Source organism: Yersinia sp. 1252 StPb PI, assembly GCF_048593885.1.
In the GTDB taxonomy this organism is placed as follows: Bacteria; Pseudomonadota; Gammaproteobacteria; order Enterobacterales; family Enterobacteriaceae; genus Yersinia; species Yersinia enterocolitica_E.
This window is the reverse complement of sequence record NZ_JAZGQE010000103.1, coordinates 1-17,119: the sequence shown is the minus strand read 5'-3', so window position 1 is coordinate 17,119 and position 17,119 is coordinate 1. Positions and strand designations below refer to the sequence as shown.

The window sequence follows — 17,119 nt, the reverse complement described above, 5'->3', positions numbered from 1 at the left end:
CGGAGTATCAGATGGACGTATTCAAGCAATCAGAAGTGTGGTTTGTCATTGGTAGCCAGAACCTGTATGGCCCGAAAACCCTGCAACAAGTTATGGATAATGCCCATCAGGTGGTTAACAGCCTGAATAGTGAAGCGGGCTTGCCAATAAAACTGGTACTAAAACCGTTGGTGACCACACCGGATGAGATAACTGCACTGTGCCGTGAGGCGAACTATGATACCGCCTGTATCGGGGTAATGACGTGGTTACACACCTTCTCTCCCGCCAAAATGTGGATTGGCGGTTTGAGTATTCTGAATAAACCTTTATTGCAATTCCACACTCAGTTTAATGCTCAGATCCCGTGGGAAACCATGGATATGGACTTTATGAACCTGAACCAAACCGCCCATGGTGGCCGCGAGTTTGGCTTTATCGGCGCGCGGATGCGCCAACAACACAGCGTGATAACCGGTCATTGGCAGGATAAAGCAGCGCATCAACGTATTGGTCAATGGATGCGAGTAGCGGCAGCCAAACAAGAAAGCCAACAGCTTAAAGTGGCACGTTTTGGCGACAACATGCGTGAAGTGGCAGTAACCGACGGTGATAAAGTGGCTGCTCAAATCCAGTTTGGTTACTCAGTTAATGCCTATGGGATCGGTGATTTAGTCACGGTGGTGGATGCCGTTAGCAAAGGTGATATTGATACCTTGGTTGAAGAGTATGAAGCCACTTACCGCTTCACTGATGCGGTAAAACTGAACGGCAATAAACGTGAAAATTTGCTGGATGCGGCCCGTATTGAATTAGGCATGAAGCGTTTTCTAGAACAAGGCGGTTTTAAAGCCTTTACCACTAACTTTGAAAATCTGTATGGCCTGAAGCAGTTACCGGGGCTGGCAGTGCAACGACTGATGCAACAAGGTTACGGTTTTGGCGGTGAAGGTGACTGGAAGACCGCCGCGTTGCTGCGCATTCTGAAAGTAATGGGCACTGGCCTGAAAGGTGGTACCTCGTTTATGGAGGATTACACCTATAACTTCCAACCAGGCAATGATTTAGTGGTTGGCTCTCATATGCTGGAAGTGTGTCCCTCTATCGCCAAAGAAGATAAACCGTTGCTGGATGTACAACACTTAGGTATCGGTGGTAAAGCCGATCCAGCGCGCTTGATCTTCTCTACACCGGCGGGCCCGGCACTGAATGCCAGTTTAATTGACATGGGGAACCGTTTCCGCTTATTGGTCAACGTCGTCGATACTGTCGAACAGCCACACCCATTACCTAAACTGCCGGTAGCCCGAGCTATCTGGCAAGCTCAGCCATCGCTGGCAACGGCTGCTGAAGCTTGGATTATCGCCGGTGGCGCGCACCACACGGTATTCTCTCAAGCCGTCGGGGTGGATGAATTGCGCCTGTATGCCGAGATGCACGGAATTGAATTCCTGTTGATCGACAATGATACGACGCTTCCTGCATTTAAAAATGAAATCCGCTGGAACGAAGTGTATTACCATCTAAATCGCTAAGTTAAGCCGAATACTATTATTTAATCTGTTGATTTAAATAGACCGGGTAATTTAAATAGATCTGATAATTAAATATAACAATTGATTTAAACACCATACTCAGGGGCTTCGGCCCCTGAATTTTATGACAAAATGCCCGCAATGGTAAAAACAAGCAGATCGTAACAACACCGTCTTCCCTGCGCCAAAATAAGCAGCCATGTAAGCTTGGACCGTGCCATCCCTGCCACGAATGCTATATTTTGTGCCAGCCCTCCCACCCGAGCCGACATCGTCGCGGTTTGTTAGCAGTCTGAGGAGCTTAACGCTCTTTTTATGTTTTCAACATCGCAGTCACTGCCGCTAACGTGCTGCCCATAACCAATGAGGTGTGGCCTCTTGTTGTATCGTTGTCTCACTTAACTGTTTATCCAACAAGATATGGCGACAGTGGGTTTCCTGCTGTAGCGCCGCCACCAGCTCAGCGGCATGGGACACCACAATCACCTGGGTATGTTGTGCCGCCTGCCCAATCAACCGCGCTAATGGCTGTAACAGAACAACATGCAGGCTGATTTCGGGTTCGTTCAGGATCATCATTTCGGGAGGACGTGGCGATAGCAATGCCGCCACCAGCAATAAATAACGTAAGGTACCGTCTGATAGCTCTGCGACCTTGAGTGGCCTTAACAAACCTTGCTGTGACAACAGCAACTCAAAATTGGGTTCAATAGCCAACGTAGTACCGGGAAAAGCATCTGTAATGGTATGCGTGAGTGCATCGGTATCCCCGATCTCTCTGATCGTTTGTAACGCTGCGGCCAAGTCCGCACCATCACTGGCCAGTACCGGTGTATAAGTTCCCACTTGAAGCTGGCGAGCTGGCGCATGACGGTCGGTACGCAGATTGTCATAAAAACGCCAGGCCCGCATCCGTTCGCGCATAAGCAGAATCTCTGGGGCATCACGGGGGTCTGTGCTGTGGGTCATCATACTGTCATAGGCCGCTAACCCGTGATATGCCTCGCGCCAAATTCCGCGCTCATCACGGATGCGGACCCGCGGGCCTCGCCGCTCAGCAAAAAGCGCATTATTGTTCAGGGTATCGCCACACCACAGGCTTTCAATCTTGATTTCAGGATCCAACGCAAAAAATGACCTGCGCGGTGTGGGGAGACCCAGATCGATAGCATAACCATAGTCCGCGCCAGCAAAGCCCAATTTGAGGCTCACGGGATGATGGCGAGTGGTACCTTCAATCGGTTGTTCTCTTGATTTCATCGACTTGGAAAACGACGCGGGTCCCGCCCAGAGGGTTGATTGTAACCCGCCCTCCGCCGCCAATGATTGGATAACCTGCCCCTGACCAATATCTGATAGCAACCGGAGCGCTCGATAAAGACTGGACTTGCCACTGCCATTTGCGCCGGTAATGACATTCAATTGCCCCAATTCAAGTACCACATCGCGTAACGAACGGTAGCCAGAGATAGCAAGCCGAGTGATCATCATTCTTCCTTCTTCAACAAAAAATCTTAATTTGCGAAACACTGATTATATACACAGTGGTATTGAATGACCCATCTTGTCTTTACCTCGTTTAGGCACTGTTTACGGTTTTGTGATCGGTGTCTTGCATATCGCTGCCGTTTTATTGCCGTTCAATCACTCAATTTAGTGCCACAGAAACCGGTTACAGAAACCGGTTGCATAAATAACGTTTTCCCTAATACACTGAGGATAGAGATTTTATCAAACACCCTTTTTATCCATTACATGAGAGTGATTTTATGTCTGCTTTCCCGAAAAATTTCCTGTGGGGTGCCGCCAGCGCCGCTTATCAAGTTGAAGGTGCCTATGATACTGATGGTAAAGGCCCTTCTATCTGGGACACCTTTGCACATCTGCCCGGTACCACCTATCAGGGAACCAATGGTGATGTTGCTGTCGACCACTATCATCGTTTCCGCGAAGATGTGGCACTGATGGCGGAGATGGGCATGAAAAGTTATCGTTTTTCAATTTCATGGCCGCGTTTGTTGCCAACAGGCCGTGGGGAGGTGAATGCCGCGGGAGTTAAATTCTACAGTGAATTGATCGATGCATTGCTGGAACACAACATCGAGCCGATGATTACGCTCTATCACTGGGATTTGCCGCAAGCCTTGCAAGATGAAGGGGGTTGGGAAACCCGCAGCACCACCGATGCTTTTGAAGAATATGCACGTTTGTGTTATCAGCACTATGGTGATCGAGTCAAGCTCTGGTCAACGTTCAACGAGACCATCTGTTTTATTGGTTTTGGCTATATTACTGGCGGTCATCCGCCGGGCGTCCAGAACCCTGCCCGTGCTATCCAAGCCTGCCATCACGTTTTTGTCGCTCACGCCAAAGCGGTTGCAGCATTTCGTGCCAGCGGTATCGACGGGACAATAGGTTTTGTGAATGTCCTGCAAACCAACACGCCACTGAGTGATTCCGCCGAAGATATCGCCGCATTTCGCTTAGCTGAAGGGATCTTTACCCATTGGTTATATGATCCAGTGTTAAAAGGCGAGTATCCTGCTGAATTGCTGGCACAGACCCAGGCCATTTGGGGTGTTCCACAATTCGCCCCCGATGATGATGCCCTGTTACGTAACAATATCTGTGACTTTATTGGGTTGAACTACTATAAGCGTGAAACTATTGCTGCCAATAACCAAGAAACGCATCTGACCATGAATACCTCAGGTGAAAAAGGTTCCGGTCATCAACAAGGGAGTGAGTTCGGCTTCAAAGATTTGTTTAAATTTGTCCGCAATCCTAACGGGATTTATACCGACTGGGATTGGGAGATTTACCCACAGGGCCTTACCGAAAGCATCATGAATATCAAGGCGCGCTATGGTGACATCCCTATCTATATCACTGAAAATGGCTTGGGTGCTAAAGACCCAATCATTGAGGGTGAAGTGGTTGATGATGACCGGATTGATTACCTGCGTCAGCATATTGTGGCAATTGAAGATGCCATCAAGCAAGGTGCAGATGTCCGTGGTTACTATCCGTGGTCATTTATCGATCTACTCAGTTGGTTGAATGGCTTCCAGAAGCAATATGGTTTTGTTTATGTTGACCATCAGAAACAACTGGCGCGTCAGCGTAAAAAAAGCTTCTTCTGGTATCAAGGGGTGATTAAAACCAACGGTGACAAGTTGTAATCACGCACTGTATGGCTGGTGATAGCTGGGTGAGAGATTCTCACCCAGCGTTATTTTAAGCGAGATTAATAACCCACAGTCGCGATGCATTACTCAGTTTGTAACCGCCACAACCGTGCATAGGCTCCTTCCTGAGCAAGTAGCGCCTGATGACTGCCTTGTTCCAATACTTGCCCGTTGCCTAATACCAAAATACGATGACATTGGCGCAATGTATTCAATCGATGAGCAATGCAGATGACGGTGCGATTACGGATAATTTCTGGTAACTGGCGCATAATTGCCGCCTCAGATTCATAATCCAGAGCACTAGTGGCTTCATCAAGAATCAGTATTTTAGGATCTGCCATTAGCGCCCTCGCCAGAGCAACTCGCTGCCGCTGCCCGCCAGACAGCATACTCCCTTTTTCCCCCACCTGGGTTTGATAGCCCTGCGGTAGAGCCATAATAAAATCATGCGCCCCCGCCTGCCGGGCAATCGACTCAACCAGGGTATCATCAGCATTAGGCCGGCACTGGCAGATGTTGTCCCGCAGGCTACCAGAGAACAAGATGCTATCTTGCAGTACCACACTCATTTGGCGGCGTAATGCCGTGGCATCGGTAATCGCCAAGTCCTGCCCATCTATCAGAATCTGCCCATGTTGAGGAATATATAACCGCTGTAGTAACTTCGTTAGTGTTGATTTGCCACAGCCGGATGGCCCGGTAATGCCAATAAACTCGCCACCGGCAATATCTAAATTGAGATTTTGTAAAACTTCGGTGGTATCTGATCGATAGCGAAAACGCACCTGTTTAAATGTCAACCGCCCGGAGCACCCATGACTTGATGATAATCCGGTGCAGCCCGGCTCGGTTGGATAATCCAAAATGGTACCAATCCGTTTCAGGGCGACTTGCGTATGGTGGAAATCTTGCCATATCTGAGCCAAGCGTAAAATGGGTTGAGTTACGTAACCCGAAAACATTGAAAAAGCAATGAATTGACCTGGGCTTAACCCCCCTGCCAGTACCAATTTAACGCCAAACCACAACACTATAGCTGAGGTGACTTTATTGATAAGTGTAATACCTTGCTCAGCAATATTTGCCATCCTCATGCCAGCAAATGATGCCCGCACATAGCGAGCTAATGACTGCTGCCAGCTACGATTAAACTGGCTTTCGGTGGCAGTGGTTTTTATCGTTTCCAACCCGCTAATCGCTTCAGTTAAAAACGACGTATTATCTGCACTGGCTTCATATTGACGCTCAACCCGCTGACGTAAAACACCGCCAATGGCCCACCAAAACAGGAGGTAACAGATCAGAGAGAACAGAACTATCCATGTCAGTTGGCTGCTATAACAAAACATCACAATTATAAATGTACCAACAAAGATCAGGTCCAATAACATGGTTAATGCAGACCCGGTCAGAAAACTGCGAATCTGCTCCATTTCTTGTACTTTGGCGATAGTTTGCCCTGTCTGCTGTGCGCCAAAATAAGCCAGGGGCAACCCCAGTAAATGGCGATAAAGGCGGGTGTTAAGCTCGGCCCCAACTCGGCTGGAGAGATGTGAGAACAGCCAGCCACGCAAGAAGGTGTAACAGGGTTCGGCAATTGCCAATGCTATCATGGCGCAGCCCAATACCATTAAGCTCCCGACGCCGCGGCTCACTAAGACTTTGTCGATCACCGTTTCAAATAGCATTGGCGTCACCAGCAAAATAGCCTGTAATAACAGTGACACTAAAACGATATTACGTAATTGATGGCGATATTTAGTAATAACCGGAATAAACCAACCAAAGCCAAAAGCGGCTTTTTTCGGTCCCTGTAACTCTGCTTTCGCCAATAAAATAGCCTCACCACGCCACAAGCAGGCCAGTGCCTGCTGGCTTATTTGCTGCTGCTGGCCAGTGGCGGCAAAATAAACCACCGCACCCTGTTCATTCAGCGCCAGTAGTACATACCACTGATTCTCATCACTGAATAAAATAGGCAGCGCCAGATGTTTCAAACGGTCATATGACTGACTGACTTTTCTGGCCCGCAAGCCAATCCAACCGGCACCACGACACAGCGCAATGTAATCTATTTTTTCCGGCGCTAATCCGAGTTGGTGCGCCAACTGCGCAGGCTCAACCGCCAGATCAAAACATGCAGCAGCCCGAGCCAGTGCTGCCAATGGCTGGATGACCTGCGTTGATGTTGAATTATTCATCTCAACGCTCCCTCATGGCTTCGGATTGGTATTCTTGTAATGGGCTGAGTAAGTAATCGATAACCCGCCGCCGGCCGGTTTTAATCTCTACGCTGACCGCCATACCTGCGGATAAACGCACCGACTTGCCTTCAACGCTCAGCCTGTCGCTGTCCAGACGGATCCGGGCCGGAAACACTAAGCCTTGTTGTTGGTCCTCCATCGCATCACGAGAAATATGCTTTACTTCACCCGACAACGTGCCAAATCGGGTATAAGGGAAGCTATCAACTTTCACCTCCACCGCCTGCCCTGGCAGCACAAAACCCACATCCTTATTGAGGATCATGACATCGAGTTCTAACTGATGACTTTCAGGCACCAATACCATTAACGGTTGAGCCGTGGTGACCACGCCGCCCAGAGTATGAATCGCCAATTGTTGAATCACGCCGGTAACCGGTGCGCGTAAGGTCTGTTGGCGCTGCTTTTCCAGCAATTTGATCTGCTCTTGTCGCAATTGGTTGATAACTTCATGAGCTTGATTTAATCGTTCCTGATAGCTCCGCTTCTTTTCAGCTAAATAGTGCAGTCGGGTTTGTGACAGGTGGTGTGCTTTCGCCTGCAAGATAGCCAGTTCATTGTCCAAACGGCTACTTTCAGCCATGGCATTTAGCCATTCCCGCTCTTGTAGCAATAACTCCACATCGGCAATTGACTTGGATTTAGCGAGTGTTCGTAACGCCTGCAACCGTTGATGAATGTTTTTCATTAACGCTTTCTGGTGCGCAATATTAGTCATACCCGCTTGAATATGGGCCTGGTTAACCGCCTGTTCACTCTCCTGGCGCGATAACTCTGCATTGACCTCGTTTACTTCTTTGCGCAAAAGTGCCCTGGCGGTGATGTTCAAATCATCAGGGCTACTTTCAGGGGGAGTAAACATCGCGGTGGGGTTCACTGTCAGCAGCGCCGCCACACGGGCAGCTTCCAGTAAGCGATGCATTAATTGCTGATTGATATTACCCAACTCGGCATCAATACCGATTGGATTTAACTCAATCAACACCTGACCGGCTTCAACTTTGTCGCCATCGCGCACATTAATTGCGGCCACCCCCCCTGGTTCTAGCGGTTGGATCACTTTCGAATGTTCAGAAACAATCACTTTGCCCTTAGCTGATGCGTGAATATCAAGCCTTCCAACAATCGACCATACCAATGCCAGCAGCAGTGTCAGCGCCAGAAACCATGCGGTGCGCCGTGCCAGTGGTGCCACTGGCCGTTCCACAATATCCAGATAGGCAGGCAGGAAATCATATTCATCACGGGTGCGCTGAGGCGAGAAATGGCGTTGCCAACGGTTCTTTATGGCATTGAACCATGCTGTTCTATACCAATATTGCATCAACTTCATTTTGATTCCTCATGGCTGAAGTCAGCCTGTTGCTGCCACAATCGGGCATAAACGCCATTTAGCGCCAGTAGCTGATCATGGTTAGCCAGCTCAGTAATGCGGCCTTGTGTCATGACACCGATGCGATGGCAATGTCGCACCGTCGAGAGGCGATGGGCAATAGTGATGACAGTACGATTGGCAATAATGCGGGCCATATTTTTCTGTACTTCCGCCTGCGACTCGTCATCTAACGCACTGGTTGCTTCATCAAAAATCAAAATACGGGGATTAGCCAGCAATGTGCGGGCAATGGCAATACGCTGACACTGACCACCAGAAAGCGAGGCACCGCCCTCTGACAGCACGGTGTCATAACCTAGTGGCAAGGCGAGTATAAAAGCGTTGGCTCCCGCCAGACATGCAGCTTCGACCACCTCATCCAATGATGCCGTGGGTCGTGAATGGGCGATGTTCTCCCGTACCGTACGGTTAAACAGATAACTCTCCTGCATCACAACCCCTATCTGACGCCGCAACACGTCGAGGGAGAAATGTCCAATTGGGATGCCATCAATATTGATTACACCCTGCTCAGCGATATAGAGGCGTTGTAATAGTCGGGCAACGGTACTTTTACCCGAGCCTGATGGCCCCACCAGCCCGATATGTTCGCCAGCACGCAGAGATAAGGAAAAATCCTGTAGTACCGGGTTTAAATCGGCGCGATAACGGAAAATCACCTGTTGCAACGTGATATCTCCTCGAATCGGGTGGTCAAGTGGCACCGCCCTCACCGACTGCTCCGCAGGTAAGCTCAAAATGTCAGAGACAAGCATTAGCCCCACTTGGGCCCGGATGCTCTGTTGCCACAAATCAACCAACTTACTCATTGGCATCAATGCCTGCACCGCCAACATGTTAAAGGCGATCAGTTGCCCGATACTGAGCTGCACCGACATCACTTGATAAGCGCCCACCACAATCACCACTGCACCAGCCAGTTTTTGCAATAACTGAGCCGCCTGACTACTGAGATTTTGCAGGTTTTGTACCTGAAAATTCGCTTCAGCATAATCACGTGTTTGGGTTTCCCAGCGTTGATGCATTTGGGGTTCCAGCGCCAGACTTTTTACCGTCTCCACGCCAGAGACAGTTTCAGTTAAAAATGCCCCATTTTGTGCGGCACAACCGCACAGGACTTCAACTTTCTGTTGTAATGGCCGGGTGGTCAGCGCCGCTAATAACAGATATAACGGCAATGTGCCTAAAATGATGAGCGTCAGTAGTGGTGAAATGCACCACATGACAATAAACAACACCAGGGTAAAAACCACATCGACACATAGCGTCAGTGCGGATCCCGTAATAAATTCTCTAATATTGTCCAGCTCCTTCACTCGAGCGACAATATTGCCCACATGGCGTTGCTTAAAATAACTTAGTGGTAATTTTATTAGGTGGTTAAATAGCTTGCCGCCCAATAAAATATCAACCCGAGTGGTCGTGTGAGTGAAAATATATTCTCGCAGTAATTTTAATACGACTTCATATATTCCTACCACTAATAGCACAATAATTAACACATCAAGTGTTGTGAGTGCATTATGGACCAGCACTTTATCCATAATAACCTGAAAGAAAAGCGGAGAAATCAAGGCCAGAAACTGTAATAACATTGATAATACTAATACCTGAACCAATGATTTACGGTGGCGCAGTAATACGGGAACAAACCAGCGAATATTGAAACGCGAATGACTACAACAAATGATGACACCACTCCAAATCGACGCAAGCTCTTGATAAGTTATTATTTCTGGCTTCCCGCTATCTGCATGTTGCAGTAGCACCTGCTTTTCATTAATACGTGCCAATAAGATAAATTTGCCTTGCATATCGCGAAAAGCAAGTGGCAATTGTTCTGGTTTAATATTATTTAATGACTGTTTTATGATTTTGAAGCGGGCTGCTGTGGTACGTGAAAATTGCGCTAAATAGCGCCGCAATGATGCACGTGTTGCCATGGTCCAACAACCGATGGCATTTTTGTGGCTAAAATCCTCAACAGTGTCTGAATTCAACCCCGCCAGACGGAGTAATCGAGCAGCGCAGACCAATGAGGAATGAACGTGGTTTTCCATAGAGTAGATTACCCAAATTATTAGGAACATATAACGCCGGTATCATAGAATGGTTTTTATATATCGTTCATATAGCGTAAGGATTTATAACTTTTGATAACTCAAAACACCTTAGTTTCGTTTTATTTGTGAATTTTAATTCACAGTGGGGCGATATAAATTAGACATGTTAGGCAGCCAATATTAAGAATATCTACAGTAGGACACTTAACCTCGGTCACTTCACATTTATTGATTTGTATCGTCAATTACTCATCGCTTTATGTGATAATTTTGCGGTGATTTATAGCCATAGTGGTTGGCTGCCGCCGTTTTATCACTGATAACAGGACTTTTTCTCGCCATGACACCGACTATGCCTTCGACTGCCGATGACCTCCCCCCTCATTCAGATTTTATTCGTCACCCAGCAATGTTGCCGATCATGCATATTGCTCAGCAATTAGGTGTTAGCACAGATGATGTCATCCCTTATGGGCATCATATGGCAAAAGTTGATATCCGTGCGATCCAGCCTGGTCGTGCGCAAGGCAAACTGATTTTAGTTTCCAGTATCACCCCAACGCCGTTAGGCGAAGGGAAAACCGTGACAACGATTGGCTTAAGTCAGGGGATCAACCGATTAGGTCACCGTTGTGTCGCCTGTATCCGTCAACCCAGTCTTGGCCCGGTCTTTGGTGTGAAAGGGGGCGCTGCGGGTGGCGGTGCTTCACAGGTGCAACCGATGGAGAAACTGAACCTGCATCTCACAGGTGATATCCATGCCATCAGTGCTGCACATAATCTGGCCGCCGCCGCTTTGGATGCGCGGTTGTACCATGAGCAACGCTTGGGGCTGGCGTTTAGTCAACAAACCGGATTACCGTTACTGAATATTGACCCGCAGCGGATCCTCTGGCCACGCGTGGTTGATCACAACGACCGGGCGCTACGCCATATTCGTGTGGGGATCGGCGAGAGTACCCACGGTGTGGAGCGGGCAGACCATGTAGAAATAGCCGCTGCATCTGAATTGATGGCTATCTTGGCCTTATCAGAAAACCTGCAAGATATGCGACAACGCATTGGCCGGATTATTTTGGCTCACTCCACCCACGGCGAAGCGATAACCACAACAGATTTGGGCGTCGCCGGTGCCATGACCGTGCTAATGAAAGAGACTATTCATCCAACATTAATGCAAACCAGTGAACACACCCCGGTACTGATCCATGCAGGCCCTTTTGCCAATATCGCCCACGGCAACTCATCGGTTCTGGCAGACCGGTTGGGCTTACAATTAGCGGATTATGTGGTAACCGAGGCGGGTTTTGGTTCCGATATGGGGATGGAAAAATTCTTTAATATTAAGTATCGCCAATCCGGTATTGCCCCCGCTTGTGTGGTTTTGGTGGCGACACTGCGTAGCCTGAAAGCCAATAGCGGCGCGTATGATATTAAACCGGGTCAGCCACTGCCTGCCGAGATCCTCAATACCAATATTCCCTTGCTCAATCAAGGTTGCGACAATCTGAAATGGCACATCAATAACGCGAAAAGTTACGGTTTGCCGGTGGTGGTTGCGGTTAATCGCTTCCCCGGCGACAGCCCCGAAGAATTGAGATTTTTAGCCGACTATGCTTTATCTGCCGGCGCACTTGCTTGTGAAATCAGTGACGCTTTTGCCCTGGGCGGTGCCGGGACCGCCGCACTGGCTCAACAAGTGATAACTGCCTGCGCTCAGGGCGCTGAGCCGACGTTACCCTACCCAGACAGCGCCACACTGGAGAACAAGTTACAGGTTATGGCACAGCGTTATGGCGCCCACGATGTGACATTTACGCCTCAAGCGCGCCAACAAATTGATGAGATAACCGCAGCAGGTTTCGGCCATTTGCCGCTGTGCATCGCCAAAACCCCCCTGTCTATCAGTGCCGATGCCAGCCTGAAGAACGTCCCACATGATTTTGTGTTGCCTGTAACGGCCTGTGCCGTGTCGGCAGGTGCCGGATTTGTTCGTATCTACACTGGAAATATCATGACCATGCCGGGGTTGGGTACCCAACCGGCGTATTACCATATTGATATAGATGACGAAGGACACATTTGCGGGTTAAGCTAGCATCATACAAAGAAGTGATAGCGACAGAGGGTTATCACTCCTTATTAATAGATTACTAAGGTTCACTATGTCTCAACCGCAGGAATATCAGCGCATTGGCGGCTGGTTATTGGCCCCACTGGCCTATTTGATCGTCACACTGCTCAGCGCCAGCCTGATGCTAGTACTGTATGCCATGGCCATCTTCACCCCAGAGTCACGAGAGTATCTGGTGACCAACTCACAGGCATTTACCCTACAATGGTATTTCTCGGTGATAACAACCTTAGTGATGTGGGCCTATACATTATGGGTCATCTGGTTGTTTTGCAGCCGCTCACGTCGCCTACCGAAATGGTTTATTCTTTGGTTGTTGTTAACCGTGCTACTGGCACTAAAGGCCTTTGCTTTCTCGCCGATCAGTGATGATATTGCCTTACGCACTCTGGGATGGCCCTTGCTGGCCGCCGCTGTTTTTGTGCCTTACATCAAACGTTCTCAACGCGTGAAGCATACTTTTACCGAACTTTAATGGGATTGCGCACCTTTTCCCCCTAAAATAGCCAGTAAATCGTAATAACCCTGCACTTCATCTGTTGTCGTCAGGCCGCCAATTTTGGATAATAGGCGGCTTTTATTTTTTTAGGCTTCGTAATGACTGAATACCTGCTCCTGTTTGTCGGTACTGTATTGGTAAACAACTTTGTGCTGGTCAAATTTCTTGGCCTGTGCCCGTTTATGGGTGTCTCCAAAAAACTGGAGACCGCTATTGGTATGGGGCTGGCAACTACCTTTGTACTAACATTGGCCTCTGTTTGCGCCTGGATGGTAAACAGCTTTATCTTGCTGCCGCTTGGTTTGGTGTATTTACGCACATTGGCTTTTATTTTAGTCATCGCCGTCGTGGTGCAATTTACCGAATTGGTGGTACGCAAAACCAGCCCGGCACTTTATCGTTTGCTGGGGATATTTCTGCCACTGATCACCACTAACTGTGCTGTGTTGGGTGTCGCGTTGCTTAACGTCAATCAATCTCATAATTTTATGCAATCGGCGGTTTATGGCTTCAGTGCCGCAGCCGGTTTCTCTCTGGTAATGGTGTTATTCGCTGCTATTCGCGAACGGTTGGCGGTGGCTGACGTTCCTGCGCCATTCCGCGGGTCTTCTATCGCCCTGATTACAGCGGGGTTGATGTCATTGGCCTTTATGGGCTTTACCGGGTTGGTGAAGTTCTAATGATGTCGTTATGGATTGCCGTAGGTGCATTAAGTACATTGGCGCTGATATCAGGCGTGGTGCTTGGTTTTGCTGCCCGCCGTTTTCAGGTTGATCAAGATCCCGTGGTTGAGCAAGTAGAAGCAATCTTGCCGCAAAGCCAGTGCGGTCAATGTGGCTACCCTGGCTGTCGGCCCTATGCAGAAGCCGTATCCTCTCAGGGGGAGAAAATCAATAAGTGCGCGCCGGGTGGCGAACAAGTGATGCTTAAGCTGGCTGAACTGCTGGCGGTTGAACCACAACCTCTAGAGGGTGACGAAGCGGCGGCTCATCCACAGCGTAAAGTGGCCTTTATTGATGAAGCCAATTGTATTGGGTGCACAAAATGTATTCAGGCCTGCCCTGTCGATGCCATTGTGGGTGCCACCCGAGCCATGCATACCGTATTGCCAGACCTGTGTACCGGCTGCGACCTTTGTGTTGCCCCTTGCCCGACAGACTGTATTGAAATGATTCCGGTTGCCACCACCACCGCTAACTGGAAGTGGGATCTGAGCACTATTCCGGTCAAAAATCTTCCCAGCCAGTTAGTGGCCTCACAGATGATTCCAGTGAAAATGATAGATGTGGAGCAACATGTTTAAGCTGTTTACTGCCCGCCAACACGACAATATCTGGGATTTTGACGGGGGTATCCATCCACCGGAAATGAAGTTGCAATCCAGCACGGTGCCAATGCGCATCGCATCCTTGCCTGAGCAAATGATCATTCCGTTGCAACAACATCTGGGACCAGAAGGTGAACTGCGCGTCAGAACCGGTGAACAAGTATTAAAGGGCCAGCCACTGACCGTGGGCCGTGGCCGCACAGTTCCAGTACATGCCCCCACCTCTGGCACTATTACGGCTATTGCCCCGCATACCACTGCACATCCCTCCGGGTTGGCTGAGTTGTGTGTGCATATTACCCCGGATGGTGAAGACCGTTGGCGTGAGCAACAGCCGTGGGCCGACTATTTACAGCGAGATACCGCGGCGTTACTGGATCGTATTCATCAAGCGGGTATCGCCGGTTTGGGCGGCGCAGGCTTTCCGACCGCCAGTAAATTACAAGGTGGCGTGAACAGTGTTACCACCCTGATTATCAATGCGGCTGAATGCGAGCCTTATATCACCGCCGATGATCGGTTAATGCAGGAGCACGCGCAAGAGCTGGTCGCCGGTATTGATATTCTAAGACACTTGCTGCAACCACAGCAGGTGTTGATTGGCATTGAAGATAATAAGCCCGCCGCCATTGCGACTTTACAACATGCATTACAGGGCCATGACGAGATCCAGTTGCGGGTTGTACCGACTAAATATCCGTCCGGGGGTGCCAAGCAGCTCACCAAAATCCTGACCGGTAAAGAGGTGCCTTTCGGCAAGCACTCCTCATCAATTGGGGTATTGATGCAAAACGTGGGTACAGTGGTCGCCATTAAGCGAGCGATTATCGACGATGAGCCATTAATTGAACGAGTCGTGACACTCACCGGTGATGCATTAGCAAAACCAGGCAATTTCTGGGCCAGAATTGGGACACCGGTATTACACTTGTTGAAACTGGCCGGATTTCAGCCTCAGCACCAACCGATGGTGATCATGGGTGGCCCGCTGATGGGCTTTACCTTGCCAAGTTTGGATGTACCGATCGTTAAGATCAGTAACTGTATTTTAGCGCCGACCGAAGCCGAAATGGGGCTATCAGAACCGGAACAAGCTTGTATTCGCTGTGGCTTATGTGTTGATGCCTGTCCAGCAGGTTTATTGCCCCAACAGCTCTATTGGTTCAGTCGAGGTGAAGAACACGAGAAAGCGCGCAATCATAACTTATTCGATTGTATTGAATGTGGTGCTTGCGCCTATGTATGCCCGAGCAATATCCCATTAGTACAGTATTACCGTCAGGAAAAAGCAGAAATCCGCGCCCTCGATCAGGAAAATGCCCGAGCAGCGGAAGCCAAAGCACGTTTTGAGGCCAAACAAGCGCGGCTGGAACGAGAAAAGCGTGCGCGTGAACTGCGCCATAAACAAGCCGCGGTCAAGCTGACTGATGCTGACCAGCAAAAGGTTGAAGCCGCAGTCAGTCGATTAGCTCGCCAGGATAAGAATGCCGACGCGGTTATCAGCGTGACCGCAGGGCAAACACCGGATAACAGTGCCGTCATTGCCGCTCGAGAAGCACGTAAAGCACAGGCCAGAGCACGTCAGGCAGAAAAACAGCTGGCTGTCGCCTCCGATGAGTCAACACCGTCGTCGGTTGATCCGCGCCAAGCCGCTGTAGCTGCCGCCATTGCCCGGGTCAAAGCCAAGAAAGCGGCACAAGCACAGCTTGAGTCCGCGGTTGCAACGCATAAAAATGAAGAATCAGAAGAAGATCCACGCAAAGCCGCTGTAGCTGCCGCCATTGCCCGAGTCAAAGCCAGGAAAGCGGCACAAACTGCTAACCCAGATTAAGACGTAACACACTGAACTGACGCACTGCCACTGCGGCAGTACATCAGTTCGTCAACATCTGATAGTTATAAACCACCGAGATATCACGCATTTTTGATTCGGCGTGACAACTGTCTATCTCAATAACTTCCATTTCGATACCACCACCAAACTCTTCACGCAATTTTGGCAGCACTTCATTAAACAAATAAATTGAGAATTTCACACACTCTTTGGCACTACCTTGGTGGGATATGGAGAGAAACTCCCCCGCCGGAATAGAGATATGATCAACCTCACGCAGCCCCTGGATTTCATGCCGCTTGTCTTTATCAATCGCAGTCGAATAATTCACACTGTTTTGCCCTTGCTGACACTCTTTGGCAGAAAACAGCGAGTACACCCGTTGGCATGAGAAATTAACTTCCTTAAAGAAATCGAGCAAAATTTCATCTTTCATCGCCATACAGGAGGAGTGTTGACCACTACAATGATTGTGTTCGTCAAAATCCAGCCGCCGTGTAAAGCCTACCAGTTCTCGCGGTGGTAAAGATATCCGTTTGATTTCTGGGGTGTAATTTTCACAAAAACCGAAGCGGGGAATCATCCCTTGCACATCCCAGTGCTCCATTTGACGAAAACTATTTGGGGTAACACCAAAACGCTTCTTAAATGTACGGGTAAAGGTTTGCTGCGAATCGAAACCCAACTCATCAGAGATTTCAATGATAGGACGGCGTGAAATGCGCAATGCAACCGCTGCGCGAGTCAGTACCCGGCCACGTATATAGGAGGCTAATTGTACCCCCACAATACTTTTAAATTTCCGTTGTAGATGCCATTTTGAATATCCAGAAATCTTCGCCACATCGTCCAGTGTGGGCCTCTTTTCTAAATTGATTTCAATCCACTCAATTAATT

General features: G+C 49.0%; 12 protein-coding genes. 7 read left to right on the top strand and 5 right to left on the bottom strand.

Annotated features, from left to right (window positions below):
- The first annotated feature begins 11 nt into the window (after positions 1-11).
- Entirely contained in the window at positions 12-1,514 is a 1,503-nt protein-coding gene (gene araA, locus V2A85_RS15020; protein ID WP_420071750.1) for an L-arabinose isomerase, read from the top strand.
- A 342-nt stretch (positions 1,515-1,856) separates the two neighbouring features.
- Here the strand turns inward: araA and V2A85_RS15015 are convergent, their stop codons facing one another.
- Positions 1,857-3,002, bottom strand: a complete 1,146-nt coding sequence (locus tag V2A85_RS15015) for an AAA family ATPase (RefSeq protein ID WP_420071749.1) — start codon at positions 3,000-3,002, stop codon at positions 1,857-1,859.
- A gap of 281 nt (positions 3,003-3,283) precedes the next feature.
- On the opposite strand from V2A85_RS15015, the gene V2A85_RS15010 reads away from it, so the two are divergent.
- A complete protein-coding gene (locus V2A85_RS15010) occupies positions 3,284-4,696 on the top strand; it encodes a GH1 family beta-glucosidase (RefSeq protein ID WP_420071748.1) in 1,413 nt (470 codons plus the stop codon).
- Between the two features lie 89 nt (positions 4,697-4,785).
- Here the strand turns inward: V2A85_RS15010 and V2A85_RS15005 are convergent, their stop codons facing one another.
- From V2A85_RS15005 to V2A85_RS14995, 3 genes are read right to left on the bottom strand one after another with little or no spacing between them, the layout of a single operon-like run.
- A complete protein-coding gene (locus V2A85_RS15005) occupies positions 4,786-6,906 on the bottom strand; it encodes a type I secretion system permease/ATPase (protein ID WP_372558999.1) in 2,121 nt (706 codons plus the stop codon).
- A 1-nt stretch (position 6,907) separates the two neighbouring features.
- On the bottom strand, positions 6,908-8,302 hold the full coding sequence (locus V2A85_RS15000; protein WP_420071747.1) for an HlyD family type I secretion periplasmic adaptor subunit: 1,395 nt from the start codon (positions 8,300-8,302) through the stop codon (positions 6,908-6,910).
- Positions 8,299-10,425 (bottom strand): peptidase domain-containing ABC transporter, encoded by a 2,127-nt coding sequence (locus tag V2A85_RS14995; protein WP_420071746.1) that lies wholly within the window; start codon positions 10,423-10,425, stop codon positions 8,299-8,301. Before V2A85_RS14995 ends, V2A85_RS15000 begins: the two co-directional genes overlap by 4 nt.
- A gap of 343 nt (positions 10,426-10,768) precedes the next feature.
- On the opposite strand from V2A85_RS14995, the gene V2A85_RS14990 reads away from it, so the two are divergent.
- From V2A85_RS14990 to rsxC, 5 genes are all read left to right on the top strand, one after another.
- Positions 10,769-12,526: a formate--tetrahydrofolate ligase gene (locus tag V2A85_RS14990; protein ID WP_420071745.1), complete on the top strand. Its 1,758-nt coding sequence runs from the start codon at positions 10,769-10,771 to the stop codon at positions 12,524-12,526.
- A 67-nt stretch (positions 12,527-12,593) separates the two neighbouring features.
- A complete protein-coding gene (locus tag V2A85_RS14985) occupies positions 12,594-13,037 on the top strand; it encodes a DUF2569 domain-containing protein (RefSeq protein WP_372558995.1) in 444 nt (147 codons plus the stop codon).
- Between the two features lie 122 nt (positions 13,038-13,159).
- On the top strand, positions 13,160-13,741 hold the full coding sequence (rsxA, locus tag V2A85_RS14980; protein WP_013649928.1) for an electron transport complex subunit RsxA: 582 nt from the start codon (positions 13,160-13,162) through the stop codon (positions 13,739-13,741).
- Complete coding sequence (rsxB, locus tag V2A85_RS14975; protein WP_083158881.1) at positions 13,741-14,364, top strand: electron transport complex subunit RsxB; 624 nt, start codon at positions 13,741-13,743, stop codon at positions 14,362-14,364. The genes rsxA and rsxB overlap by 1 nt, the downstream gene beginning before the upstream one ends.
- Complete coding sequence (gene rsxC, locus V2A85_RS14970; protein ID WP_420071744.1) at positions 14,357-16,219, top strand: electron transport complex subunit RsxC; 1,863 nt, start codon at positions 14,357-14,359, stop codon at positions 16,217-16,219. Before rsxB ends, rsxC begins: the two co-directional genes overlap by 8 nt.
- 43 nt (positions 16,220-16,262) lie before the next feature.
- On the opposite strand, the gene V2A85_RS14965 is transcribed toward rsxC, so the two are convergent.
- On the bottom strand, positions 16,263-17,119 hold an 857-nt coding region (locus tag V2A85_RS14965; protein ID WP_420071743.1), incomplete at its 5' end, for a helix-turn-helix domain-containing protein.

Coding starts and splice junctions, on each gene's coding strand:
- araA (WP_420071750.1), top strand. CDS start 12: ATGGACGTATTCAAGCAATCAGAAGTGTGGTTTGTCATTGGTAGCCAG.
- V2A85_RS15015 (WP_420071749.1), bottom strand. CDS start 3,002: ATGATCACTCGGCTTGCTATCTCTGGCTACCGTTCGTTACGCGATGTG.
- V2A85_RS15010 (WP_420071748.1), top strand. CDS start 3,284: ATGTCTGCTTTCCCGAAAAATTTCCTGTGGGGTGCCGCCAGCGCCGCT.
- V2A85_RS15005 (WP_372558999.1), bottom strand. CDS start 6,906: ATGAATAATTCAACATCAACGCAGGTCATCCAGCCATTGGCAGCACTG.
- V2A85_RS15000 (WP_420071747.1), bottom strand. CDS start 8,302: ATGAAGTTGATGCAATATTGGTATAGAACAGCATGGTTCAATGCCATA.
- V2A85_RS14995 (WP_420071746.1), bottom strand. CDS start 10,425: ATGGAAAACCACGTTCATTCCTCATTGGTCTGCGCTGCTCGATTACTC.
- V2A85_RS14990 (WP_420071745.1), top strand. CDS start 10,769: ATGACACCGACTATGCCTTCGACTGCCGATGACCTCCCCCCTCATTCA.
- V2A85_RS14985 (WP_372558995.1), top strand. CDS start 12,594: ATGTCTCAACCGCAGGAATATCAGCGCATTGGCGGCTGGTTATTGGCC.
- rsxA (WP_013649928.1), top strand. CDS start 13,160: ATGACTGAATACCTGCTCCTGTTTGTCGGTACTGTATTGGTAAACAAC.
- rsxB (WP_083158881.1), top strand. CDS start 13,741: ATGATGTCGTTATGGATTGCCGTAGGTGCATTAAGTACATTGGCGCTG.
- rsxC (WP_420071744.1), top strand. CDS start 14,357: ATGTTTAAGCTGTTTACTGCCCGCCAACACGACAATATCTGGGATTTT.